Origin of the sequence: Roseateles sp. DAIF2, assembly GCF_015624425.1 — a bacterium.
Taxonomy (GTDB): domain Bacteria; phylum Pseudomonadota; class Gammaproteobacteria; order Burkholderiales; family Burkholderiaceae_C; genus Kinneretia.
The window spans coordinates 3,655,322-3,679,588 of the sequence record NZ_CP049919.1 but is presented as its reverse complement, the minus strand read 5'-3'; the positions used below and the strand labels follow the sequence as shown (position 1 = coordinate 3,679,588).

Genomic DNA, 24,267 nt, shown 5'->3' with positions numbered 1-24,267 from the left:
TCCGCCGCGGCTCAGGGCTGACCCTGGGCGGCGGCGGATTCATTTTGAGTGAGAGATTTGTAGAGCAAGACCATCATGGCCACGATTCCACTGACCAAGCGCGGCGCCGAAAAGCTGAAGGAAGAACTGCATCGACTGAAGACGGTCGAGCGCCATGCGGTGATCAATGCCATCGCCGAGGCTCGCGCCCAGGGCGACCTGTCCGAGAATGCCGAGTACGACGCGGCCAAGGACAAGCAGGGCTTCATCGAGGGCCGCATCCTGGAGATCGAGAGCAAGCTCTCGACCGCCCAGGTGATCGACCCGAGCGCGCTGGATGCTGGCGGCAGGGTGGTGTTCGGCACCACGGTCGACCTGGAGGAGGAAGCCAGCGGCAACGAGGTGACCTACCAGATCGTCGGCGACGACGAGGCCGACCTGAAGCTGGGCCTGATCTCGATCAGCTCGCCGATCGCGCGCGCGTTGATCGGCAAGGAAGCCGGTGATGTGGCCGAGGTGCAGGCTCCGGGCGGCATCAAGCGCTACGAGATCGTCGAAGTCCGTTACGTCTGACGATGATGATGGCGAGGCTGCGCCTGCTGCTGGCCGCCCTGTGGGGCGGCTTTCTGCTTTGTGTGGCCTTCGCGGCGGCACCCAATGCCTTTGCGGTGCTGGAGCGTGCGCAGGCCGGCGCCTATGTGGCGCGCCTGTTCGCGCTGGAGGCCAACACCAGCCTGGCGCTGGCGTTGATCCTGATGCTGATGGCCCGGCGCCTGACGCGCGATCTGGGCGGCAAGGCCTTCTCGCTGGATTTCCTGCTGCCGGCCGGCGCCATGTTCTGCACGGTGGCGGGCTACTACGCGCTGCAGCCGATGCTGGCGGCGGCGAAGGCGGGGCAGGGCGGCCTGTCTTTCGGCGCCCTGCATGCGATCTCGTTCGCCTTCTTCGGCCTCAAGATCCTGCTGGTGCTGGCGCTGGCCTGGCGCAGCAGCGCCAAGCCCTGAGCCAGTTCAGTCGCGCGCGGACTTCTTGACGCTGGTCAGGCGCTTCTTGGCGCGCTTGATCTCGCCGCCCTGGGCGACACGCTGGTTGCCCAGCACATTGAGCTTCTTGATCTGCGGGCGGCCGTTGCCGTTCTTGGAGAACTTGACGATCTTGACGACGCGCGGGCCGGGGCGCGCATCCTCGCGCTCGGCCTTTTCCTTCTCGGGGATCGGACGCCACAGCACCAGCAGCTTGCCGATGTGCTGGATCGGGGCGGCGTCGAGCTGGTCGGCCAGGATCTGCAGTATGCCCTCGCGGTTGGCGCGGTCGTCCGAGAACACGCGCACCTTGATCAGGCCATGGGCCTTCAGGGCGGCGTCGATTTCCTTGGTGACGGCGGGGGTCAGGCCGTCGCCGCCGACCATCACCACGGGGTCGAGGTGATGGGCGTCGGCACGTTTTTCCTTGCGCTGGGCAGGGGTCAGTTGAATTGCGGGCATATGCGTATTATCCGTGCAAGATGAAAATTCAGACAAAAAGCAAGAAGGTCAACAAGGCATGGCTGCATGACCATGTCAGCGATCCCTATGTGAAGCTGGCGCAGAAAGAGGGCTATCGCGCCCGCGCCGCCTACAAGTTGAAGGAAATCGACGAGGAGCTGCGCCTGGTCAAGCCGGGGCAGGTGGTGGTGGACCTGGGCGCCGCGCCCGGCGCCTGGAGCCAGTACCTGCGGCGGCGCTTCGCGCCCAAGGCGGCGGGCACCGGCGGCGCCGCGGTGGGCGAGCTGAACGGCACCATCATCGCGCTGGACCTGCTGGAATTCGAGCCGATCGAGGGTGTGCAGTTCATCCAGGGTGACTTCCAGGAGGAGGCGGTGCTGCACCAGCTGGAGGCGGCGCTGGCCGGCCGGCCGGTGGACCTTGTGGTTTCGGACATGGCGCCCAATCTGTCGGGCATCGAGAGCTCGGACGCGGCGCGCATCGCCGGCCTGGTGGAATTAGCGATCGATTTCTCCCGCCAGCACCTGAAGCCGGAGGGCGCCCTGGTGGCCAAGGTCTTCCACGGCAGCGGCTATACCCAGCTGGTGGAGGCCTTCAAGGGGGCCTTCAAGAAGGTCAAGCCGATCAAGCCCAAGGCCTCGCGGGACCGCTCCTCGGAGACCTTCCTGGTCGGCATCGGCCTGAAGTGAATCGGTAAGCCTTGGCAATCTCTATGACCGAGTATGGGAAAGCCAATCGGTCCGGGCTCTTGACTGCAATAGAATCAACCCCATATGCCGTGCAAGTGCCGCCGTTGGAGCGGCACAGCTGAATGGAATCAAAGGAGTCGCGGTGAACAATCAGTGGTTCTCGAAAGTAGCTGTTTGGATGGTGATAGCCCTCGTGCTGTTCACCGTTTTCAAGCAGTTTGATCGGGGCGCGGCTCAGGGCAACCAGATCGGTTACTCCGAATTCCTGGATGAAGTCCGCGCCAAGCGCATCAAGCAGGTCACCCTGCAAGAGGGTAATGGCGGCACCGAGATCATCGCCGTCACGAACGACGACAAGCGCCTGCGCAGCACCGCGACCTATCTGGACCGCGGTCTGGTCGGCGACCTGATCAACAACGGCGTCAAGTTCGACGTCAAGCAGCGCGAGGAGCCCTCGCTGCTGATGAGCCTGCTGGTCAGCTGGGGCCCGATGCTGCTGCTGATCGGTGTCTGGGTCTATTTCATGCGCCAGATGCAGGGCGGCGGCAAGGGCGGGGCCTTCAGCTTCGGCAAGTCCAAGGCCCGCATGCTGGACGAGGCTAACAACTCCACCACCTTCGCCGATGTCGCCGGTTGCGACGAGGCCAAGGAAGAGGTCAAGGAGCTGGTCGATTTCCTGAAGGACCCGCAGAAGTTCCAGAAGCTGGGCGGCCGCATCCCGCGCGGCGTGCTGCTGGTCGGCCCTCCGGGTACCGGCAAGACCCTGCTGGCCAAGGCCATCGCCGGCGAGGCCAAGGTGCCGTTCTTCTCGATCTCGGGTTCCGACTTCGTCGAGATGTTCGTCGGCGTCGGCGCGGCCCGCGTGCGCGACATGTTCGAGCAGGCCAAGAAGAGCGCCCCTTGCATCATCTTCGTCGACGAAATCGACGCGGTGGGTCGCCATCGTGGCGCCGGCCTCGGCGGCGGCAATGACGAGCGCGAGCAGACCCTGAACCAGATGCTGGTCGAGATGGACGGCTTCGAGACCAATCTCGGCGTCATCGTGATGGCCGCGACCAACCGTCCCGACATCCTGGACCCGGCGCTGCTGCGCCCGGGCCGTTTCGACCGTCAGGTCTATGTGACCCTGCCGGACGTGCGCGGCCGCGAGCAGATCCTGAACGTGCACATGCGCAAGGTGCCGGTCGGCCAGGACATCCGCGCCGACATCCTGGCGCGCGGCACCCCGGGCTTCTCCGGTGCCGATCTGGCCAACCTGGTCAATGAGGCCGCTCTCTTTGCCGCACGCCGCAATGGCCGCGTGGTCGAGATGATCGACTTCGAGAAGGCCAAGGACAAGATCATGATGGGCCCCGAGCGCAAGTCCATGGTCATGCCCGAGGAAGAGCGCAAGAACACCGCGTATCACGAGGCCGGCCATGCGCTGGTGGCGCGCCTGATGCCCAAGACCGATCCGGTGCACAAGGTCACCGTGATCCCGCGCGGCCGCGCCCTGGGCGTGACGATGCAGCTGCCGGAAGGCGACCGCTACAGCATGGACAAGGAGCGCATGCTCTCGACCATCTCGGTGCTGTTCGGCGGCCGGATCGCGGAAGAGGTGTTCATGAACCAGATGACCACCGGCGCCTCGAACGATTTCGAACGCGCCACCGCGATCGCCCGTGACATGGTCACGCGCTACGGCATGACCGACGAGCTGGGCCCGATGGTCTACGCCGAGAACGAGGGCGAGGTCTTCCTCGGCCGCTCGGTGACCAAGACCACCAGCATGTCGGAAGAGACGATGCGCAAGGTCGACGAGGTGATCCGTCGCATCATCGACGAGCAGTACGGCATCGCCCGCAAGCTGATCGAGGACAACCAGGACAAGATGCATGTGATGGCGACCGCGCTGCTCGAATGGGAAACCATCGACGCCGAGCAGATCGACGACATCATGGCCGGCAAGCCGCCGCGCCCGCCCAAGGACTGGACGCCACCCTCCGGTGGCAACAAGGCCGATGGCGCCTTGCCGCCCGTTAGCGCGGGTGGCGCTCCGGCCGCGGCCTGAGTCTGCTGGTGATTGCAACGGGGCCGCGAGGCCCCGTTTTCATTTCTTTACCTTTTGCTCGTTCGCTCATGCATTGGCAGACCACGCGCTTCTCGATCGACCTGGACCGCCCGCGGGTGATGGGCATCGTCAATGCGACGCCGGACTCCTTCTCCGACGGCGGCCGGCATGGCGAGGCCGCGGCCGCGATCGACCATTGCGAGCGCCTGCTGGGCGAGGGTGTCGACATTCTGGACATCGGCGGCGAATCGACCCGCCCCGGCTCCGCGCCGGTCGATGCCGAGACCGAATGGCAGCGCATCGCGCCGGTGCTGCGCGCCGCGCTGAGCATGGGCGTGCCGGTCTCGGTCGACACGCGCCGGACCGAGGTGATGCGCCACGCGCTGGACCTGGGTGTGGATATCGTCAACGATGTGCAGGCGCTGACGGCGCCGGGGGCGCTGGAACTGCTGGCGGCGCAAGCCGAAACCGGCGTGTGCCTGATGCACATGCGCGGCGAGCCCGGCACGATGCAGCGGCTGACCGACTATCGCGACCTGGTGCCCGAGGTGGCGGCCCATCTGGCCGAGCGGGCCGCGGCGGCGCGCGCGGCCGGTATCGCGGCGGCGCGCATCACCCTGGATCCGGGCTATGGCTTTGCCAAGACCGCCGAGCAGAATTGGGCCCTGCTGCGGCGCCAGCGCGAGCTGCTGGATCTCGGCTACCCCCTGCTGGTCGGCTGGTCGCGCAAGCGCAGCCTGGGCGAACTGACCGGCCGCGCGGTCGACGAGCGCCTGCCGGCCAGCCTGGCGGCCGCGTTGGCCGCGGTCGCGCAGGGCGCGCGGGTGTTGCGTGTGCACGATGTCGCGGCAACGGTGGACGCGCTGAAGGTCTGGGCTGCGGCCGGTGGTCCCGGCCTGACGGACAATACGGCGCATTGAGAACAAACGGAGGCTGCTCGCAATGAGCCGTACCTATTTCGGAACCGATGGCATCCGCGGCACCGTCGGCCAGGCGCCGATCACGCCGGACTTCATGCTGCGTCTGGGTCATGCGGTCGGCCGCGTGTTGCGCAAGGAATCCTCCGGCCGCCCCAGCGTGCTGATCGGCAAGGACACGCGCATCTCCGGCTATATGCTGGAATCTTCGCTGGAGGCCGGCTTCGCCTCGGCCGGCGTCAATGTGCTGCTGACCGGCCCGTTGCCGACGCCCGGCGTCGCCTACCTGACCCGCGCGCTGCGCCAGCAGCTGGGCGTGGTGATCAGCGCCTCGCACAACCCCTTTGCCGACAACGGCATCAAGTTCTTCTCCTCCAAGGGCGAGAAGCTGCCCGACGCCTGGGAGCTGGCGGTGGAGCAGGCGCTGGAAGAGTCGCCCTCCTGGGTCGACTCCGCCAGCCTGGGCCGGGCGCGCCGCATCGAGGATGCGCGCGGCCGCTATATCGAGTTCTGCAAGAACAGCTTCGGCTCCGACCTGTCGCTGCGCGGCCTGAAGATCGTCGTCGATGCGGCCCATGGCGCGGCCTACCATGTGGCGCCGGACGTGTTCCACGAGCTGGGCGCCGAGGTGATCGCGATCGGCTGCAAGCCGGACGGTTTCAACATCAATGCCGGCGTCGGCGCCACCGCGCCGGCCGCGCTGATCGCCGCGGTCAAGGAGCATGGCGCGGCCTACGGCGTGGCACTGGACGGCGATGCGGACCGCCTGCTGCTGGTCGATGCGCAGGGCCGCCTCTACAACGGCGACGAGCTGCTCTATGTGATGGTGGCCGACCGCCTGAACCAGGGCCTGCGTGTACCCGGCGCGGTCGGCACCCTGATGACCAATATGGCGGTCGAGCTGGCGCTGAAGGCGCGCGACGTCGATTTCGTGCGCGCCAAGGTCGGTGACCGCTATGTGCTGGAGGAACTGGCCGCGCGCGGCTGGCAGCTCGGCGGCGAGGGCTCCGGCCATCTGCTGGCGTTGGACAAGCACACGACCGGCGACGGCATCGTCAGCGCGCTGCTGGTGCTGCAGGCGATCTGCCGCACCGGCAAGAGCCTGTCCGAGCTGCTGTCCGGCGTGGACCTGTTCCCGCAGACCCTGATCAATGTGCGCCTGCAGCCGGGCCAGGACTGGAAGGGCAATGCCCGCCTGGCGCAGGAACAGGCCGAGGTGACGGCGGACCTGGGCGGCAAGGGCCGGGTGCTGATCCGCGCCTCCGGCACCGAGCCGCTGCTGCGCGTGATGGTCGAGGCCAGCGACGCAACCCTGGCCCAGCAATGCGCGCAGCGCCTGGTGGACGCGGTGCGGGCCTGAGCAGGCGTTCAGCATCAGTAACGACAAAGGCCACCGGCGCGAGCCGGTGGCCTTTTTGCATTGGTAGTTGCAGCCGTAGAGCCGGCCCGCTCGCTTACTTCTTCGGCGGCATCAGCACCCGGTCGATCACATGGGCCACGCCATTGGTCGCGGCAATGTCCGAGCCCTGCACCATCGCGTCCTCGACGGTGACGAAGCTGCCGGCCTTCGAGAGGGCCAGGTCGCCGCCCTGCAGGCTCTTGACGTTGCCGTTCTTGACCTCGGCCGAGGCCAGCTTGGCGGCCACGATGTGATAGTTCAGCACGGCCTTCAGCTGGGCCGGGTCCTTGGCCAGGGCTTCCATGGTCTTGGCCGGCACGGCCTTGAAGGCCTCGTCGCTGGGCGCGAACACGGTCAGCGGGCCGGCGCCGCGCAGACTGTCCTTCAGGCCGGCCTGCTCGACCAGGCGATTGAAGGTGGCAAGCTGCGGATCGCGGCCCAGGGTGTCGGCCAGCGGGGCCGGGGCGGGCGTGCTGGCGCAAGCGGCCAGGCCCAGGGCGATGGCCGCCAGGGCCAGGATGCGGGTGGTGTGGTTCATCATGATCTGAGGTCTCCGGTCCAGGGCAGGGGCCCTGGGCAGCGACTCTAGGCAGGCCATGTGACAAAGCAGTGAACTCAATATGACAATATCGAGGCCCGCCTGCACCCATGTCTTGGGGAGTCACGGGCTTGTCATATTCGATTCATAGGATGGCGACCATCGTCAACCAAGCACTTCGATAGGGCTGCTATGAATTTCGTGCAACTGAGCAAGGGTTTTGTCCTCGCGGCCGGCGTTGCCGCCGCTCCCCTGGCCCTGGCACAGGACGTGACCGGCGCCGGCGCCTCCTTCCCCGCTCCGGTCTATGCCAAGTGGGCCGACGCCTACAACAAGGCCACCGGCGCCCGCATCAACTACCAGTCGGTCGGCTCCGGTGCCGGCATGCGCCAGATCAAGGCCAAGACGGTGGACTTCGGCGCCTCGGACGCGCCGCTGAAGGATGACGAACTGGCCAAGGACGGCCTGATCCAGTTCCCGACCGTGATCGGCGGCGTGGTGCCGGTGGTCAACATCAAGGGCATCACCCCGGGCCAGATCAAGATGACCGGCCAGGTACTGGGCGACATCTACCTGGGCAAGATCACCAAGTGGAACGACGCCGCGATCACCGGCCTGAACCCCGGCGTCGCGCTGCCGGACGCCGCGATCGCCGTGGTGCGCCGCGCCGACGGTTCGGGCACCAGCTTCAATTTCACCAACTATCTGTCCAAGGTCAACCCCGAGTGGAAGGCCAAGGTCGGCGAAGGCACGGCCGTCAACTGGCCGACCGGCGCGGGCGGCAAGGGTAATGAGGGCGTGTCGGCCTTCGTGACCCGCCTGCCGAACTCGATCGGCTATGTCGAGTACGCCTACGCCAAGCAGAACAAGATGTCCCATGTGCTGCTGAAGAACCTGGCCGGCAACTTCGTCTCGCCCAGCGACGACGCCTTCAAGGCCGCCGCCGCCGGTGCCGACTGGACCAAGAGCTTCTACCAGATCCTGACCGAGCAACCCGGCAAGGACAGCTGGCCCATCACCGCAGCGACCTACATCATGATGCACAAGCTGCAGGAGAAGCCGGCCGCTGCCAGCGCCTCGCTGAAGTTCTTCGACTGGGCCTACGCCACCGGCGACAAGATGGCCGATGACCTGGACTATGTGCCGCTGCCGGCCTCGGTCAAGGAACTGGTCCGCAAGCAATGGGCGGACAATCTGAAGGACAGCGCCGGCAAGGCCATCGCCTACAAGTAAAAAGACCAGCGTCGACCCCGAACCGCAGCCCGGCAGCCTCCCACAGTCTGCCGGGCTGTTGTCGAATCCAGCGACCCGATCCCGAGGAGCCCGCAGTGGCCGCAATACTCCCCGCCAACAACTACGAACCGGACCGCACCGCCGGCCGCGCCCAACCGCAGGGCGGCCCGCCGGTGCGCCGCAAGGTCGCCCCCTGGGCCGACACCCTGTTCTCCTTCCTGGCCCATGGCGCGGCCTGGCTGACCCTGGCCCTGCTGGTCGGCATCATCATCTCGCTGCTGGTCGGCGCGGCGCCGGCGATCAAGCATTTCGGCCTCGCCTTTCTGTGGACCAGCGACTGGGATCCGGTGCAGGAGAAGTTCGGCGGCCTGGTGATGATCTACGGCACCCTGATGACCTCCTTCATCGCGCTGCTGATCGCGGTGCCGGTGAGCTTCGGCATCGCGCTGTTCCTGACCGAACTGGCCCCGGGCTGGCTGAAGCGCCCGCTGGGCATCGCGGTGGAACTGCTGGCGGCCGTGCCCTCGATCGTCTACGGCATGTGGGGCCTGCTGGTGTTCGGCCCCATCCTGGCCACTTATGTGCAGCAGCCGCTGCAGGCGCTGCTGGGCGGCGTGCCCTTCCTGGGTTCGCTGGTGTCGGGCCCGCCGGTGGGCATCGGCATCCTGTCGGCCGGCATCATCCTGGCCATCATGATCATTCCCTTCATCGCCTCGGTGATGCGTGACGTGTTCGAGGTCACGCCGCCGATGCTGAAGGAATCGGCCTACGGCCTGGGCTCCACCACCTGGGAGGTGGTCTGGAAGGTGGTGCTGCCCTACACCAAGACCGGCGTGGTCGGCGGCATCATGCTGGGCCTGGGCCGCGCCCTGGGCGAGACGATGGCGGTCACCTTCGTGATTGGCAATATGAACCAGCTGAACTCCCTGTCGGTGTTCGAGGCGGCCAACAGCATCACCTCGGCGCTGGCCAACGAGTTCGCGGAAGCCGGCGAAGGCCTACACCAGGCCTCGCTGATCTACCTGGGCCTGGTGCTGTTCTTCATCACCTTCGTGGTGCTGGCCTGCTCCAAGGTGCTGCTGAACCGTCTGAAGAAGAACGAGGGAGCGCGCGCATGAGCACCACCCTGGATACGAGGCGCGTGGCGATGCATGCCAAGCGCAAGCGCGTCAATCAGATCGCGCTGAGCCTGTCGCTGGCCGCGATGGCCTTCGGCGTGTTCTGGCTGCTCTGGATCCTGTTCGAGACGGTGCGTCTGGGCATCGGCGGCCTGAGCCTGGCCACCTTCACCGAGATGACCCCACCGCCGCTGGCCGAGACCGGCGGCCTGGCCAACGCCATCTTCGGCTCGGCCCTGATGGTCGGCCTGGCCACCTTCATCGGCACGCCGGTCGGCGTGCTGGCCGGCGTCTACCTGGCCGAGTACGGCCAGAAGAGCTGGCTGGGCAGCGTGGTGCGCTTCATCAACGACATCCTGCTGTCGGCCCCGTCGATCGTGGTCGGCCTGTTCATCTACGCGGTCGTGGTCGCGAAGATGAAGAGTTTTTCGGGCTTCGCCGGCATCCTGGCGCTGGCGCTGATCGTGATCCCGGTGGTGATCCGCACCACCGAGAACATGCTGTCGCTGATCCCGAACGCGCTGCGCGAGGCCGCCTACGCCCTGGGCACGCCGAAGTGGAAGGTGATCCTGTCGGTGACCCTGAAGTCGGCCCGCGCCGGCGTGCTGACCGGCATCCTGCTGGCCCTGGCCCGCATCTCGGGCGAGACCGCGCCGCTGCTGTTCACCGCGCTGTCGAACCAGTTCTGGACCGCGTCGCTGGGCGAGCCGATGGCGAGCCTGCCGGTCACGATCTTCAAATTCGCGATGAGCCCCTACGAGAACTGGCAGAAGCTGGCCTGGGCGGGCGTCTTCATCATCACCATCGGCGTGCTGCTGCTGAACATCCTGGCGCGCGTGCTGTTCAAGAACAAGCATTAAGCAAAGAAAAGGGCCAATCAAAATGGACGCCAAAGTCGACCTGCCCGTCACCGAGAAGGCCAAGCTCTCGGTGCGCAACCTGAACTTCTATTACGGCAACTTCCACGCGCTGAAGAGCATCAACCTGGACATCCCCGAGAAGAAGGTCACCGCCTTCATCGGCCCCTCGGGCTGCGGCAAGTCCACCCTGCTGCGCACGCTGAACCGCATGTTCGAGCTCTACCCGGAGCAGCGCGCGGAAGGTCAGATCCTGCTGGACGGCAACGACATCCTGACCAGCCGCGAGGACGTCTCGCTGATCCGCGCCAAGATCGGCATGGTGTTCCAGAAGCCGACGCCCTTCCCGATGTCGATCTACGACAACATCGCCTTCGGCGTGCGCCTGTTCGAGACCCTGCCGCGGGTCGAGATGGACGAGCGCGTGGAATGGGCGCTCAAGAAGGCCGCGCTGTGGACCGAGGTCAAGGACAAGCTGAACCAGAGCGGCTCCGGCCTCTCCGGCGGCCAGCAGCAACGCCTGTGCATCGCGCGCGGCATCGCGATCAAGCCCGAGGTCCTGCTGCTCGACGAACCCTGCTCGGCGCTGGACCCGATCTCGACCGGCAAGATCGAGGAGCTGATCCACGAGCTGAAGAGCGACTACACCGTGGCCATCGTGACCCACAACATGCAGCAGGCCGCGCGCTGCTCGGACTACACCGCCTATATGTACCTGGGCGACCTGATCGAGTTCGGCCCCACGGCCGAGCTGTTCATGAAGCCCAAGCGCAAGGACACGGAAGACTACATCACCGGCCGCTTCGGCTGATCGCGGGGAGAAAACCATGAGCGACAAGCATCTTTCCACCCAATTCGATGCCGAGCTGAGCGGCATTTCCACCCGCGTGCTGGAGATGGGCGGCCTGGTCGAGTCCCAGGTGGCCCAGGCCGTCGAGGCCCTGGTGCAGTTCAGCGGCGAGCAGGCCACCGTGGTGCTGCAGACCGAGGAGCGCGTCAATGCGATGGAGGTCGAGATCGACCGCGACCTGCACAGCATCATCGCGCGCCGCCAGCCGACCGCGCGCGACCTGCGCCTGCTGATCGCGATCTCCAAGAGCATCGCGAATCTGGAGCGCGTCGGCGACGAGGCCTCGCGCGTGGCGCGCACCGTGCAGCGCCTGATCAACTCGGGCATGTCGACCCGGCTGCGCCTGCCGATGTCTGACCTCAGCTTCGAGGCCGACCTGGCCGTGGCCCAGCTGCGCAAGGCGCTGGACGCGTTCGCGCGCCTGGACGTCGAGAAGGCGCTGGAGGTGCTGAAGCAGGACGACGCGATCGACAAGGAGTTCGACGGCCTGCTGCGCAAGCTGATCACCTACATGATGGAAGATCCGCGCACCATCTCCACCTCGATCGACCTGGTGTTCGTCGCCAAGGCGATTGAACGCGTCGGCGACCATGCCAAAAACCTGGCCGAGGCCATCATCTATGTGGTCAAGGGCACGGACGTGCGTCACAACACGCCGGAAGCCGTCGAGACCATGGTGAGGTAGCCCGCGGTCGCGCCTCGCGGCCAGGCCCGCGAGGCCGCCGGAGCCTCACATAAAACGACAGGAGTACAAAACAATGAGTCGAATTCTTGTGGTGGAAGACGAATCGGCGATCGCCGAGCTGATCTCCATCAATCTGCGCCACGCCGGCTTCGAGGTCACCCTGGCCGGCAGTTCGGACCAGGCCCAGCTGGAAGTGGACCGCGTGCTGCCGGACCTGGTGGTGCTGGACTGGATGCTGCCGGGCCAATCCGGCCTGGCGCTGGCGCGCCAATGGCGCAGCCAGCCGCGCACCAAGGAGCTGCCGGTCATCATGCTGACCGCGCGCGCCGACGAGACCGACAAGGTCTCCGGCCTGGACGCCGGCGCCGATGACTACCTGACCAAGCCCTTCTCGACCAACGAGCTGCTGGCCCGCATCCGCGCGGTGCTGCGCCGCAAGGCGCCCGAGGCGCTGGACTCGGTGGTGGAGATCGGCGGCCTGAGCCTGGATCCGGGCACGCGCCGCGTCAGCCGCGAGGGCGTCGAGGTCAAGCTGGGCCCGACCGAGTTCCGCCTGCTGCATTTCTTCATGACCCATCCGGAACGCGTGCACAGCCGCTCGCAGCTGCTGGACCGGGTCTGGGGCGACCATGTGTTCATCGAGGAACGCACGGTGGACGTGCATGTGAAGCGCCTGCGCGAGGCGCTGGAGCGGGTGCAGTGCGCGCGCATGATCGAGACGGTGCGTGGGGCCGGCTACCGGCTGACCCAGCAGCAGGCCAGCACGCTGTCGGCCTGAGTTCCTGACCCGAGGTTCTAGAGCGAGTGGCTGAATCGTTGAACTGGCTGGTGCCGCGCCTCCTGATCGCCGCTCTGGCGGTCGCGCTGGGCACCTTCGTGGGCAGTTGGGCCGGCAATTGGTCCAGCCTCCCGATGTTGGGCGAACTGCTGGGCGCGGCCAGCGGCGTCGGTGCCCTGGTGCTGGCCGATGCGCTGCGCGGCCACCGCCTGATCCAATGGCTGCGCGGCAGCCAGCAGGGCGGGGCGCCGCGCGACAGCGGCCTGTGGGGCGAGCTGGGCTACCGCATCGAGCGCGCGATTCGCGAGCGCGACAAGGCGCTGGCGCGCGAGCAGGGGCAGCTGCAGCAGTTCCTGTCCGCGATCGAGGCCTCGCCGAACGGCGTGCTGATGCTGGATGAGCATGACCAGATCGTCTGGTGCAACCGCGTCGCTGGCGATCATTTCTCGCTCGACCCGATCCGCGACCTGCGCCAGCGCATCACCAATCTGGTCCGCTACCCGGCCTTCGTCAGCTATCTGCAGGCGGGGCAGTACGCCGAGCCGCTGCTGCTGGCGAATGCGCGCGGGCGCGCCACCCTGTCGGTGATCGTGCGCGCCTATGGCGAGGGCATGCGCCTGGTGCTGAGCCTGGACGTGACCGAGCGCGAGCGCGCGGAGAGCATGCGACGCGACTTCGTCGCCAATGTCTCGCACGAGATCCGCACGCCGCTGACGGTGCTGACCGGCTTCATCGAGACGATGAGCAGCCTGCCGCTGACCGAGGCCGAGCGCAAGCGGGTCCTGACCCTGATGGACCAGCAGACCCAGCGCATGCTGAGCCTGGTCTCGGACCTGCTGACCCTGGCGACCCTGGAGGGCAGCCCGCGGCCGGCACCGGACCGCTGGGTGGCGCTGGATGCGCTGCTGCTGCGCGTCGGCTCCGATGGGCAGGCCTTGTCGGCCGGCCGGCACCGCATCCGCGTGCAGCAGGACACCCAGGTCGAGCTGGCCGGCATCGAGGCCGAGCTGCTCAGCGCGGTGGCCAATCTGGTGACCAATGCGGTGCGCTACACGCCGGATGGCGGCGAGATCGAGGTCGGCTGGCGTGCCCTGGGCGATGGTGGCGGCGAGCTGAGCGTCAGCGACACCGGCCCCGGCATCGCCCGCGAGCATCTGCCACGCCTGACCGAGCGCTTCTACCGAGTCGATGGCAGCCGCTCGCGCGAGACCGGCGGCACCGGCCTGGGCCTGTCCATCGTCAAGCATGTGGTGCAGCGCCATGGCGGCGAGCTGCAGATCCAGAGCGAGCCGGGCAAGGGCTCGAAGTTCCGTCTGCTGCTGCCCGCGGTGCGCGTGCGCAGCCGCAACGGCGAGGCCGAGGTCGGCGTCGAGGCGGCGATGCCCGAAAGCGGCGGCGGGGACTGAGGCCCTTCCTCAGTCCGCGCGGCGCAGCACCAGGTACTGCTGGGTCCGGTCGGTCGGTCGGCGTGCGGTGCCGACGAGGCTCCAGCCGGCGGGGATCTGCGGTGTGGCCTGCAGCTCGCTCTGCAGCAGCGCATAGCTGCAGCGCGTGCTGGTCAGCGGCTGGCGCGCCTCCAGCGTCCAGCCGCCCTGGAATTCCAGCGCGGCCAGCAGCGACAGCGGCTGGCCCGGCGCGGCCAGGCAGTCCGGCTGGGCCGGCAGATGCACCCGCACCCGCTCGACCAGCGGCCGGTTGCTGCGCGCATAGTCCAGCACCGGCAGCCACAGGCTCAGGCCCAACAGCCAGACCAGGGCCACGCCACCGGCCGGCAGCACCAGGCTCTTCCACAAGGCATGCTGATGGCGCGCGGTGCGCCAGCGCACCAGGCCCAGCCAAGCCACGGTGCCGAGCAGTGCGACGGCCAGCGCCAGCGGGTGGAAGCTGGGCTCGAAGCCCTGGGCCAGCTTGCGCACATTGGCCAGCGCCTTGGCTGGCCAGCCCAGCTGCATCGCCGCGTAGTAGATCCAGATGAACAGCGCGCCGGCGCTGAAGAAGAACACCGCGAACCAGTCCATCGCCGCGGCGACGCCGCGCCTCAGGGTCGGCAGCGCGAAGCTGGCTAGCACCGCCAGCGCCGGCAGCGCGAGCAGCAGCGCGCGATCCGAGGCGTTCATCAGCAGGGCGGTCGCCAGCGGCACCGCGACGCCCAGCAGCGGCACGCTGACATGGCGATGCTGCCAATGCCGGCGCCAGCGCCACAGGGTCCACAGCGCCAGCGGCCAGGCCGGCCAGCAAAACCAGGCCAGCAGGCTGAAGCCGCGCAGCGGCTCCTGCAGATAGCTGTCGAAACCGATGCGCCAGGCCCAGCCCTTGAAGGCCCAGGCGCTCAACGCGCTCAGCACCGTGGCCGTCAGCACCCAGGGCAGCAGGCGGCGTACCGCATCGAAGCTCGACTGGCGGCTCAGCAGCGCACCGCCCAGGCCCAACGCCAGCGCCACCGCCGGCGCGCCGCTGGCGGCCAGCACCGGCAGCGCCAGCAGCACCGCCGCGCGCGATTTCAGCGCACGGTAGGGCGCGGCGGCCAGGCCGTAGAGGAACAGGGTGCAGGCCAGCAGCTGCATCAGCTCCGGCGTCGTCTCATGGCCCAGCAGCAAAAGGCCCAGCGAGGCCACCAGGGCCAGCAGCGCGCCGTCGGCCAGCGCGCGGGCATAGTCGATCGCATGGGCCTCGCCGCCGAAGGCGAAGGCGACCGGCTGGGCCGCATCGGTGCGAGCCAGGTGGAAGCAGCTGTACCAGACCAGCACCAGCACGCCCACCAGCGCCAGGCCGAAGGGCAGGCGCGCGGCCAGCGCCGGGTCGAGGAAGGGCAGGGCCTTGATCGCCAGCGCGCCGATCCAGTAGGGCAGCAGGCCGCCCTCGGCCGGCAGGCCGGCGATCGCCGGCTGCCACCAGGGCGCATGGCCCAGCGCCATGCTGGCCATGTAGCCGAAGGCCGTCAGGTCCGCATTGCGCCAGGGATCGCGCCCGAACAGGCCCGGGAGCACATAGGCGGCGCAGAACATCAGCAAAGCCAGGCGCGGCAGGCGCTGGGCGCCGCGTTCGGGAACGATGGCGGGGGTGGGCAGGTTCACGCGTGAGGATTCTTCTTATGCGGTGGGCCGGATCATGCCGCAAGACGGGCAAAACAAAAGGCAGCCGAGGCTGCCTTTTGTTGAGGTGGGCGGCCGGGGCCGCCCGCGGGGCGCACAGCCCGTCCGCTTACTTCTTGAGGTGAGCGAACTTGTTGCGGAACTTCTCGACGCGACCGCCGAGGTTGTCCACGCTCTTCTGCGTGCCGGTGTAGAACGGGTGCGATTCGCTCGTGGTTTCCAGCTTCACCAGCGGCAGGGTCTTGCCGTCGATTTCGATGCTTTCCTTGGTCTGGACGGTCGAACGCGTCACGAACTGGAAGCCGTTGGACTGGTCCACGAACACGACGTCGCGGTAGTTGGGGTGAATGCCTTCTTTCATGGAAACCTCTCGCCTGTGGGGTTCAATGCCGGGAGCCACGCGCACACCATGCGCGCGCACTTTCTGGCGGCGGAAAAACGTGGATTGTAGCCTGAAACGACGAAGCCGCCGAAACATGAGCTTCGGCGGCTTCGTGAAGACCTGCAGTCTCAACCCGGCCGCAGCGCGCGGGACGCGCTCCGGCGTTCGTCGGGCGTCGCCAGGCGCGCAGGCGCCTGGCTCGGTCCCGACTCACCCACCGCGCCTCATCATGTCGAAGAAGTCGTGGTTGTTCTTGCTGGCCTTCATCTTGTCGAGGATGAACTCCATCGCCTCGATCTCGTCCATGTTGTAGAGCAGCTTGCGCAGGATCCAGCTCTTTTGCAGGATCTCGGGCTTGAGCAGCAGCTCCTCGCGGCGGGTGCCGGACTTGTTGATCAGGATCGAGGGGTAGACGCGCTTCTCGGCCATGCGGCGATCCAGATGGATTTCGCAGTTGCCGGTGCCCTTGAACTCCTCGTAGATCACCTCGTCCATGCGCGAGCCGGTGTCGATCAGCGCGGTGCCGATGATGGTCAGCGAGCCGCCTTCCTCGACATTGCGCGCCGCGCCGAAGAAGCGCTTGGGGCGCTGCAGCGCATTGGCGTCGACACCGCCGGTCAGCACCTTGCCGGAGCTGGGCAGCACGTTGTTGTAGGCGCGGGCCAGGCGGGTGATCGAGTCCAGCAGGATCACCACGTCCTTCTTCAGCTCGACCAGGCGCTTGGCGCGCTCGATCACCATCTCGGCCACCTGCACATGGCGGGCGGCCGGCTCGTCGAAGGTGGAGCTGATGACCTCGCCGCGCACGGTGCGCAGCATCTCGGTCACTTCTTCCGGACGCTCGTCCACCAGCAGCACGATCAGGTGCGCCTCGGGATGGTTGGCGGTGATGGCATGCGCGAGCTGCTGCATCATCATCGTCTTGCCGGTCTTCGGCTGGGCAACCAGCAGGGCGCGCTGGCCTTTGCCGATCGGCGCGATCAGGTCGATGATGCGCCCGACGATGTTCTCTTCGCTGCGGATCTCGCGTTCGAGCTTGAACTGCTCCTTGGGGAACAAGGGCGTCAGGTTCTCGAACATGATCTTGTGCTTGCTCTCCTCGGGCGTCAGGCCGTTCACGCGGTCGACCTTCACGAGCGCGAAATAGCGCTCGCCGTCCTTGGGCACGCGCACCTCGCCCTCGATCATGTCGCCGGTGTGCAGGTTGAAGCGGCGGATCTGGCTCGGGCTCAGATAGATGTCGTCGGTCGACGCCATGTAGCTGGCTTCGGGCGAGCGCAGGAAGCCGAAGCCGTCCGGCAGCACTTCCAGCACGCCGTCACCAAAGACCTGTTCGCCGGCCTTGGCGCGCTTTTTCATGATCGCGAACATCAGCTCCTGCTTGCGCAGGCGGGCGACGTTGTCGATCTCCAGCTCCTCGCCCATCTTGATCAGGGCGGAGACGTGAAGCGCTTTCAGTTCGGAAAGATGCATGGGGTCAAAACCCTCGGGTAGCGTCCAAGACCCTGCCAAGGGTCGGGAACCATCACTTCGGCGGCAAGCTGCCGATGCCCCTGATGCACGGCTGTCATCGATCAGCGCGCGACCAGAACATAACTAAAAGGCGGGAGCTTGGGCGCCGAGTCCATGCGCCGAAACCCCTGTGAGCCGGGCCGGGCATGGTGGCAGTCTGCTGCTCGCGGTCTCGGGCGGGAACCCAAGAGCCGCGAGCAGGTGAGGGAGATTATAGGTTAGCGTCCAGGAAGGCCGTCAACTGGGCTTTGGAGAGTGCGCCCACCTTGGTGGCGGCGAGCTGGCCGCCCTTGAACAGCATCAGGGTCGGAATGCCGCGGATGCCGTACTTGGCCGGCACTTCGCGGTTCTCGTCCACGTTCATCTTGGCGATCTGCAGCTTCTCCTGATAGGTGGCCGAGACTTCGTCAAGGATCGGGGCGATCATCTTGCAGGGGCCGCACCAGTCGGCCCAGTAGTCCACCAGGACCGGCTTGTCGGCCTGGATCACGTCGGCTTCGAAAGACGCGTCGGAAATATGTTTGATCAGTTCGCTGCTCATGGCTTGTCCTTGGGCTGGCCGGCTTGTGAGGAATAAGCCGGCGACAGGGCACAATCATTCTGACATAAAGCCCCGAATCCCGAGGGAGCGGGGTCCTGAAGACCCACATCGGGCCCGACCCCCATATTCCAAGTCCGTCATTGACGGCGGCCGCGGTGCACAGCATTCACCAATTCCCACTTGACAAGGATCATGGCAGCGCCGACTTCTGGCTGCGCCTGGCCGCCACCGTCGACGCCTGGCTGCGCGAGCGGGGCCTGGCCTCGCGCGATGCGGTGCTGCTGCTGCCCTTCGCCCAGCATCTGGCGCCGGCGCGGCGCGCCTGGATGCAGCTGAACCTGCCCTGGCAGCCGCGCATCGAGACCACCGTCAGCCTGGCCTCGGCCCTGGGCCCGAGCCCGCTGCCGCAGGCGCAGCAGATCAGCTTCGACGCCGCGATCGACGCGCTGGCCGCGCGCGGCCTGCTGCAAGGCCAGAGCTGGGCCCAGGCGTTGCGCGAGCGCGACCCGCGCGCCTTCGAGCAGGCGCTGCAGCGCCTGGTCGAGGCGGCGCATGCCTTCGCCCGCGCCGGTGCCCAACGATCGCCGGATGCCCGCGCGGCCTTCTGGGATGCCGGCCGCGAGGCCCTGCAGCTGCAGCCCGGCCCCGGCGGTCTGGAGCGGGCGCTGGCCCTGGTGGCGCTGGAATGGGCCGCCGCCGATCCGCGCCGCCCGGCCACCGACGCGCTGTTCGAGCTGCGCCCCAGCGCCTGGATCCATCTGCAATGCGGCGGGCCGGATCCGCTGGCCGAGGCCCTGCTGGCCCGGGCCGAGCAGGCGGAGGTGCCGAGCCTGCGTCTGTCGGCCGATCTGGAACTGGACGCGGCCTTCGCCGCGGGCGCGCCGCCGGGCCGGCTGGAACAGGCGTTGTGCCGCGACTTCGAGAACCTGGCGCAATGCAGCGCCGCCGCGGTGCTGGAACATCTGAGCCAGGGCCGCGCGCCGGTGGCGCTGATCGCGCAGGACCGGGTGCTGCTGCGCCGCGTGCGTGCGCTCTTGGAGCGGCGCGGCATCTCGATCGCCGACGAGACCGGCTGGACCCTGGCGACGACGCCGCCGGCCGCCCAGGTGATGGCCCTCTTGCGCGCCAGTCGCCGCGAAGCCTCGCTGGATGAATGGCTGGCCTGGCTGAAGACCGGCCTGGCCGCGGGCCTGGGCGAGCGGGCCGGCGGCAACGGCGCGCTGACCCTGCTGGAAGCGCGCTGCCGCGCGCGCGGCTGGTCGCGGCCGCAGGCCTTGCGGCCGGACAGCCTGGCCCCCGCCAGCGCGCGGCTGTGGCATCTGGCGCAGGAGGTGCTGGCGCCGCTGCAGCCCGGCATCGCGCTGAGCCTGGCGGACTGGCTGGAGCGCCTGCGCGAGGTACTGCTGCGGCGTCTGAACCTGCAGGCCCTGCTGGAAGAGCTGCCGGCCGGCCCGGAGCTGCTCGATGCCTTGTGGCTGCGCCGCCAGCCCTGGCCGGACTCGGCCCATGAGGCGGTGCTGCAGCGCTCCCTGCTGAGCCAGGCCGACTTCATCGCCTGGGTCGACGCCACCCTGGAGGCCGCGCAATATGTGCCGCCGGCCAGCGGCCCGGTGCAGGTGATGATCACGCCGCTGGCGCGCGCGATGCTGCGGCCCTTCGGCGCGATCGTGCTGCCCGGCGCCGATGCCGCCAGCCTGGGACCGGTGCCGCCGGGGCCGGCCCTGCTGGGCGATGCGCTGGCGCGGCGCCTGGGCCTGCCGGGGCAGGAGGAGAAGCGCCATGCGCTGGCCTGGCAGTTCGCCCAGACCCTGCGTGCGCCGGCCCTGACCCTGCTGCGCTGCACCCGCCATGGCAGCGAGCCGCTGTCCGCCAGCCCCTTGCTGGAGCGGCTGGCACTGGCGCTGCAGGCCGCGGGCCTGCCGCCGCTGGCCGCCTGGCAGGATGCCCGCGTGGCCCGACCGGTGGTGGCCCAGGCCGGCGGGCGCGCCGCGGCCCAGGTCGGCGGGCGCCTGCCGGCGGCCTTGAGCGCCAGCGCGGTCGATGCGCTGCGGCGCTGCCCCTACCAGTTCTTTGGCCGCGTGCTGCTGGGCCTGCGCGAGCAGGAGGAGCTGGAGGGCGAGGCCGACAAGCGCGACTACGGCACCTGGCTGCATGCGGTGCTGCACCAGTTCCATCAGGAGCGTCTGGCGCCCGAGCAGCCGATGCCGGACGCGCAGCGCCTGCAGCGGGCGGCCGAGACGCAGATGCGCACGCTGGGCCTGGCGCCGGCCGAGTTCCTGCCCTTCTCGGCCAGCTTTGCGCGCTTCGCGCCGCGCTACCTGGACTGGCTGCGCGAGCAGGAGGCGGCCGGTGTGGCCTATGCCGACGGCGAGCTGGCGCGCGAGGTGCGGCCCTGGGCGGCCGAGCCGCGCCTGGCCGCGCTGCTGCTGCGCGGCCGTATCGACCGAGTAGATCGGGTCGACCAGGCGCCCGCGGCGCGGCGGCTGATCGACTACAAGACCGGCAGCCTGGCCGGCCTGAAGGCCAAGGTGGCCGAGCCGCTGGAGGACACGCAGCTGGCGGTCTACGCGGCGCTGATGCGTGACGACGAGGAGCGCGGCGAGCTGGCCGCGCAATACCTGGCCCTGGACGATGCCAAGGGCATCGCGGCGGTCGAGCATGCCGAGGTGGAGCGCAGCGCGGCGCTGCTGCTAGAGGGACTGCGCGGCGACCTGCTGGCGCTGGCCGATGGCGCGCCGCTGCCGGCCCTGGGTGAGGGTTTGGCCTGCGCCTATTGTGAGATGCGCGGCCTGTGCCGGCGCGATGATTGGGAGACGGTGGCGCTATGAGCCAGGCGATGGCGGCCTACACGGTGGATGGTGCGCCGGTGGCGCGCGAACGTTTTTATGCGCTGGCCTGCGATCCGCGGCGCAGCGTGGTGGTGGAGGCCTGCGCCGGCGCGGGCAAGACCTGGATGCTGGTGTCGCGCATCCTGCGCGCGCTGCTGGAGGGCGCCGAGCCGCAGGAGATCGTCGCGATCACCTTCACCCGCAAGGCCGCCGGCGAGATGCGCGAGCGCCTGTCCGAATGGCTGGACGAGTTCGCCCGCGGCGATGCGGCGCAGCGTGTCGAGGCCCTGGTGCAGCGCGGCCTGCCGGCCAGGGAGGCGCAGGCGCTGGAGCCGGCGCTGGCCGGCCTGCAGCAGCGCCTGCTGCAGGGTGGGCGCCTGGTCGAGATCCGCACCTTCCACGCCTGGTTTTCGCAGCTGTTGCGCGCCGCGCCGCTGGAGCTGCTGGAGGCGCAGGGTCTGTCGCCCGAGCTGCAGCTGGTGGAGGACGAGGCCGAGCTGATGCCCGAGCTGATGGCGCGCTTCCATGCCGCGGTGCTGGCCGATGCGGCGCTGCTGGCCGACTACCAGGACCTGGTGCTGAGCCAGGGCCGCAGCCGGCTACAGAGCTGGCTCGAGGCGGCCTTCGCGAAGCGGGTCGAGATCCGGCTGGCGCAGGCGCATGGCCGGCTGCTGGACAGCCTGCCCGATGCCGCCTTTGATCCGTTGGCGGCCTTCGCCGCGCTGCGGCCGGCGCTGCAGGCGCTGGCGATCGAGCTGGGCCAGGCCAAGAACGCCACGCCGAAGAAGAAGGCCGGCGAGATCGAGCAGGCGCTGCGGCTGGCCGACGAGCCGGCGCTCGACGCGGTCTGGGCCGCGCTGTTCACCGACAAGGGCACGCCGCGCAAGAACCTGGGCGAGGCGCCCGCGCTACTGGCGGCCTGCGACGAGCTGGCCCGCATCCAGGCCGCGCTGGAGCAGCGCCAGGCCGCGCGCTGGCATCGCCAGATGAGCGGGTTGGCCCTGTGCCTGCTGGCCGAGTTCGAGGCGCTCAAGCGCGAACGCGGCCTGGTCGACATGAACGACCTGGAGCGCGGCGCGCTGGCCCTGCTGTCCGATCCGGTGCTGGCCGGCTGGGTGCAGGAGCGGCTGGACAGCCAGATCCGGCATCTGCTGATCGACGAGTTCCAGGACACCAGCCCGCTGCAATGGCATGCGCTGCATGCCTGGCTGGCGGCCTATGTCGGCGCGGGTGGCGGCGCCAGCGGCCAGCGCCCGCCGGCGGTCTTCATCGTCGGCGACCCCAAGCAGAGCATCTACCGCTTCCGGCGTGCCGAGCCGCGCGTGTTCGCCGCGGCGCGCGACTTCGTGCGCGCGGGGCTGGACGGCGTGCTGCTGGCCTGCGACCACACGCGCCGCAATGCGCCGCCGGTGCTGGCCGCGGTCAATGCGGCCTTCGATATGGCCAGCCGCGCGCAGGAGTACAGCGGCTTTCGTCCGCACACGACCGAATCGTCCGGCGCGGCCTCGCCGCTGGAGGGCGTGTTCTTCATCGAGGATGGCGGCGCGGGCGAGGAGGCGGCCGAGGAGGGCGCGGTCGAAGCCGAGGAGGGCGCCTGGCGCCCCAGCCTGAGCCGCGCGCGGCATGAGCCCGAGCTGCACCGCCGCGCCGCCGAGGCGCAGCGCATCGCCGCCTGCATCGCCGCGCTGCTGGCCGAGGGTCAGGTCTTGCCGGGCGAGATCTTCGTGCTGGCGCGCAAGCGCGAGGGCCTGCGCGTGCTGGCCCAGCTGCTGAAGGCGCAGGGCCTGCCCCATGTGGCGCCGGAGGATCAGCTGCTGCTGGAATCGCCCGATGTGCGCGATCTGCTGGCCCTGCTGGACGTGCTGGCCTCGCCCGGGAACAACCTGTCGCTGGCCCATGCGCTGCGCAGCCCGCTGTTGGGCGCCGACGAGGCGGACCTGCTGCTGCTGGCCGAGCGCTCCGGCAGCGCCGACTGGCTGGGGGTGGAGCGGCCGGCGGAGCGCTGGTCCTGGTGGGCCGCGCTGATGGAATGCCCGGCCGAGGCGCTGTCGCCGGCCCTGCTGCGCGCGCGCGAGCTGCTGGCGCGCTGGTCGGGCCTGGCGGCGCAGCGCAGCCCGCATGACCTGCTGGACGCGATCGTGCACGAGGGCGAGCTGCAGGCGCGGCTGGCCGCCGCGGTGCCGGTCAGCGAGCGGATCGGGCGGCTGCATGCGGTCGATGCGCTGCTGGCGCTGGCGCTGGACCTGGACGGCGGGCGTTATGCGGGGCTGTACGGCTTTGTGCGCGCGCTGAAGAGCCGCGCGCTGAACCTGACGGCGCCGGCCGAGCCCGAGGCGGTGCAGCTGCTGACCGTGCATGGCGCCAAGGGTCTGGAGGCCAAGGTGGTGTTCCTGATGGACTGCGAGGCCGGGCCGGCGCGGGCCGAGAGCAGCAGTCTGGCGATCGCCTGGCCGGTGCAGGAGGAGGCGCCGGCGACCGTGGCCTTCCTGGCCTCGGAAAGCCGGCCACCGGCCTCGCTGCAGGCGCTGCTGGAGGATGAGCGCGAGCAGCGCCAGCGCGAGGAGCTGAATGCGCTGTATGTGGCGATGACGCGGGCGCGCTCGCGCCTGGTGCTGAGCCGCACCCTGGCCAAGCGCCGGCCCGCCGCCGCGACCTGGTGGAGCCGGCTGCAGCCACTGGCCGCGGCGCTGGCGGTGCCCGAGCTGGCGGCCGGCGCGGCGCAGGCGGCCGCGGGCTTTCACTTGCTGGAACTGCCGCCGGCGTCGCCGCGGCCGCCGGAGCAGCAGGCCGCGCCGGTGGGGCAGGGGCCCGAGGTGGTGGACGATAGCGCGGCGCTGGGCGAGGCGCTGCACCGGGTGCTGGAATGGGTCAGCGGCCCGGCGGGCGCGGCCCAGCCGCTGGAGCGGCTGCTGGCGGCGGCGAGCCAGATGTACGGGCTGGATGCCAAGCGCAGCGAGCGCCTGACGCGCAGCGCCGGCGCGATCCTGGCGAGCCGCGACTGCGCGCCCTTTTTCGAGGCGCAGGGCCTGAGCTGGGCCGGCAACGAGGTGGCGCTGCACTGGCAGGGTCAGGACTTGCGTCTGGACCGGCTGGTCTGCCGCCCCGATGAAGAAGGGCGGCCGGTCTGGTGGGTGCTGGACTACAAGCTCAACCCGGCGCCGCAGCAGCTGCCCGAGTACATCGGGCAGCTGCGCCGCTACCGCGCCGCGGTGCAGGCGCTGCAGCCGGGCGAGGCGGTGCGCACCGCCTTCATCACCGGCCAGGGGCGGTTGATCGACTGCACCGAATGAGTTTTTCCGAGGAGCCCAAAACACAGGCTACAATGTGAGGCTCAG

General features: G+C 68.8%; 21 protein-coding genes. 15 read left to right on the top strand and 6 right to left on the bottom strand.

Features of this window, described 5'->3' with window-relative positions:
- The first annotated feature begins 75 nt into the window (after positions 1-75).
- A complete protein-coding gene (gene greA, locus G8A07_RS17035) occupies positions 76-552 on the top strand; it encodes a transcription elongation factor GreA (RefSeq protein ID WP_195793212.1) in 477 nt (158 codons plus the stop codon).
- Between the two features lie 2 nt (positions 553-554).
- Entirely contained in the window at positions 555-983 is a 429-nt protein-coding gene (locus tag G8A07_RS17030) for a DUF4149 domain-containing protein (protein ID WP_195793211.1), read from the top strand.
- Between the two features lie 6 nt (positions 984-989).
- On the opposite strand, the gene G8A07_RS17025 is transcribed toward G8A07_RS17030, so the two are convergent.
- Positions 990-1,463 (bottom strand): YhbY family RNA-binding protein, encoded by a 474-nt coding sequence (locus G8A07_RS17025; RefSeq protein WP_195793210.1) that lies wholly within the window; start codon positions 1,461-1,463, stop codon positions 990-992.
- Between the two features lie 20 nt (positions 1,464-1,483).
- Here G8A07_RS17025 and G8A07_RS17020 point away from each other — a divergent pair, with 20 nt between their 5' ends.
- From G8A07_RS17020 to glmM, 4 genes are all read left to right on the top strand, one after another.
- A complete protein-coding gene (locus tag G8A07_RS17020; RefSeq protein WP_195793209.1) occupies positions 1,484-2,152 on the top strand; it encodes an RlmE family RNA methyltransferase in 669 nt (222 codons plus the stop codon).
- Positions 2,153-2,294: 142 nt separating this feature from the next.
- On the top strand, positions 2,295-4,202 hold the full coding sequence (gene ftsH / locus G8A07_RS17015; protein ID WP_195793208.1) for an ATP-dependent zinc metalloprotease FtsH: 1,908 nt from the start codon (positions 2,295-2,297) through the stop codon (positions 4,200-4,202).
- A gap of 68 nt (positions 4,203-4,270) precedes the next feature.
- Positions 4,271-5,122 carry a dihydropteroate synthase gene (gene folP / locus G8A07_RS17010; RefSeq protein ID WP_195793207.1) on the top strand — a complete coding sequence of 284 codons (852 nt, stop codon included), beginning with the start codon at positions 4,271-4,273 and terminating at the stop codon, positions 5,120-5,122.
- A gap of 22 nt (positions 5,123-5,144) precedes the next feature.
- Positions 5,145-6,479 carry a phosphoglucosamine mutase gene (gene glmM, locus G8A07_RS17005; protein ID WP_195793206.1) on the top strand — a complete coding sequence of 445 codons (1,335 nt, stop codon included), beginning with the start codon at positions 5,145-5,147 and terminating at the stop codon, positions 6,477-6,479.
- 94 nt (positions 6,480-6,573) lie between these two features.
- Here the strand turns inward: glmM and G8A07_RS17000 are convergent, their stop codons facing one another.
- A complete protein-coding gene (locus G8A07_RS17000; RefSeq protein ID WP_195797816.1) occupies positions 6,574-7,056 on the bottom strand; it encodes a fasciclin domain-containing protein in 483 nt (160 codons plus the stop codon).
- Positions 7,057-7,248: 192 nt separating this feature from the next.
- Here G8A07_RS17000 and pstS point away from each other — a divergent pair, with 192 nt between their 5' ends.
- The 7 genes from pstS (at position 7,249) to phoR (ending at position 13,983) form a co-directional block, all read left to right on the top strand.
- Positions 7,249-8,289 (top strand): phosphate ABC transporter substrate-binding protein PstS, encoded by a 1,041-nt coding sequence (gene pstS, locus G8A07_RS16995; protein WP_195793205.1) that lies wholly within the window; start codon positions 7,249-7,251, stop codon positions 8,287-8,289.
- A 173-nt stretch (positions 8,290-8,462) separates the two neighbouring features.
- Positions 8,463-9,407, top strand: a complete 945-nt coding sequence (gene pstC / locus G8A07_RS16990) for a phosphate ABC transporter permease PstC (RefSeq protein WP_249937368.1) — start codon at positions 8,463-8,465, stop codon at positions 9,405-9,407.
- On the top strand, positions 9,404-10,267 hold the full coding sequence (gene pstA, locus G8A07_RS16985; RefSeq protein WP_195793204.1) for a phosphate ABC transporter permease PstA: 864 nt from the start codon (positions 9,404-9,406) through the stop codon (positions 10,265-10,267). The genes pstC and pstA overlap by 4 nt, the downstream gene beginning before the upstream one ends.
- A gap of 22 nt (positions 10,268-10,289) precedes the next feature.
- Positions 10,290-11,075 (top strand): phosphate ABC transporter ATP-binding protein PstB, encoded by a 786-nt coding sequence (pstB, locus tag G8A07_RS16980; RefSeq protein WP_195793203.1) that lies wholly within the window; start codon positions 10,290-10,292, stop codon positions 11,073-11,075.
- Positions 11,076-11,091: 16 nt separating this feature from the next.
- Positions 11,092-11,799, top strand: coding sequence for a phosphate signaling complex protein PhoU (phoU, locus tag G8A07_RS16975; protein ID WP_195793202.1), 708 nt, complete (start codon positions 11,092-11,094; stop codon positions 11,797-11,799).
- Positions 11,800-11,872: 73 nt separating this feature from the next.
- Positions 11,873-12,577 carry a phosphate regulon transcriptional regulator PhoB gene (gene phoB, locus G8A07_RS16970; RefSeq protein ID WP_195793201.1) on the top strand — a complete coding sequence of 235 codons (705 nt, stop codon included), beginning with the start codon at positions 11,873-11,875 and terminating at the stop codon, positions 12,575-12,577.
- A 38-nt stretch (positions 12,578-12,615) separates the two neighbouring features.
- Positions 12,616-13,983 (top strand): phosphate regulon sensor histidine kinase PhoR, encoded by a 1,368-nt coding sequence (gene phoR, locus G8A07_RS16965; protein WP_195793200.1) that lies wholly within the window; start codon positions 12,616-12,618, stop codon positions 13,981-13,983.
- A gap of 9 nt (positions 13,984-13,992) precedes the next feature.
- On the opposite strand, the gene G8A07_RS16960 is transcribed toward phoR, so the two are convergent.
- From G8A07_RS16960 to trxA, 4 genes are all read right to left on the bottom strand, one after another.
- Entirely contained in the window at positions 13,993-15,651 is a 1,659-nt protein-coding gene (locus tag G8A07_RS16960) for a hypothetical protein (protein ID WP_195793199.1), read from the bottom strand.
- 127 nt (positions 15,652-15,778) lie between these two features.
- Positions 15,779-16,030 carry a type B 50S ribosomal protein L31 gene (locus G8A07_RS16955; protein ID WP_195793198.1) on the bottom strand — a complete coding sequence of 84 codons (252 nt, stop codon included), beginning with the start codon at positions 16,028-16,030 and terminating at the stop codon, positions 15,779-15,781.
- A gap of 231 nt (positions 16,031-16,261) precedes the next feature.
- Positions 16,262-17,524 (bottom strand): transcription termination factor Rho, encoded by a 1,263-nt coding sequence (rho, locus tag G8A07_RS16950; protein ID WP_195793197.1) that lies wholly within the window; start codon positions 17,522-17,524, stop codon positions 16,262-16,264.
- A gap of 250 nt (positions 17,525-17,774) precedes the next feature.
- Positions 17,775-18,104, bottom strand: coding sequence for a thioredoxin TrxA (gene trxA, locus G8A07_RS16945; protein WP_195793196.1), 330 nt, complete (start codon positions 18,102-18,104; stop codon positions 17,775-17,777).
- Positions 18,105-18,259: 155 nt separating this feature from the next.
- Here trxA and G8A07_RS16940 point away from each other — a divergent pair, with 155 nt between their 5' ends.
- On the top strand, positions 18,260-20,932 hold the full coding sequence (locus tag G8A07_RS16940) for a PD-(D/E)XK nuclease family protein (protein WP_195793195.1): 2,673 nt from the start codon (positions 18,260-18,262) through the stop codon (positions 20,930-20,932).
- Complete coding sequence (locus G8A07_RS16935) at positions 20,929-24,222, top strand: exodeoxyribonuclease V subunit beta (protein WP_249937028.1); 3,294 nt, start codon at positions 20,929-20,931, stop codon at positions 24,220-24,222. Before G8A07_RS16940 ends, G8A07_RS16935 begins: the two co-directional genes overlap by 4 nt.
- The last annotated feature ends 45 nt before the right edge of the window (positions 24,223-24,267 follow it).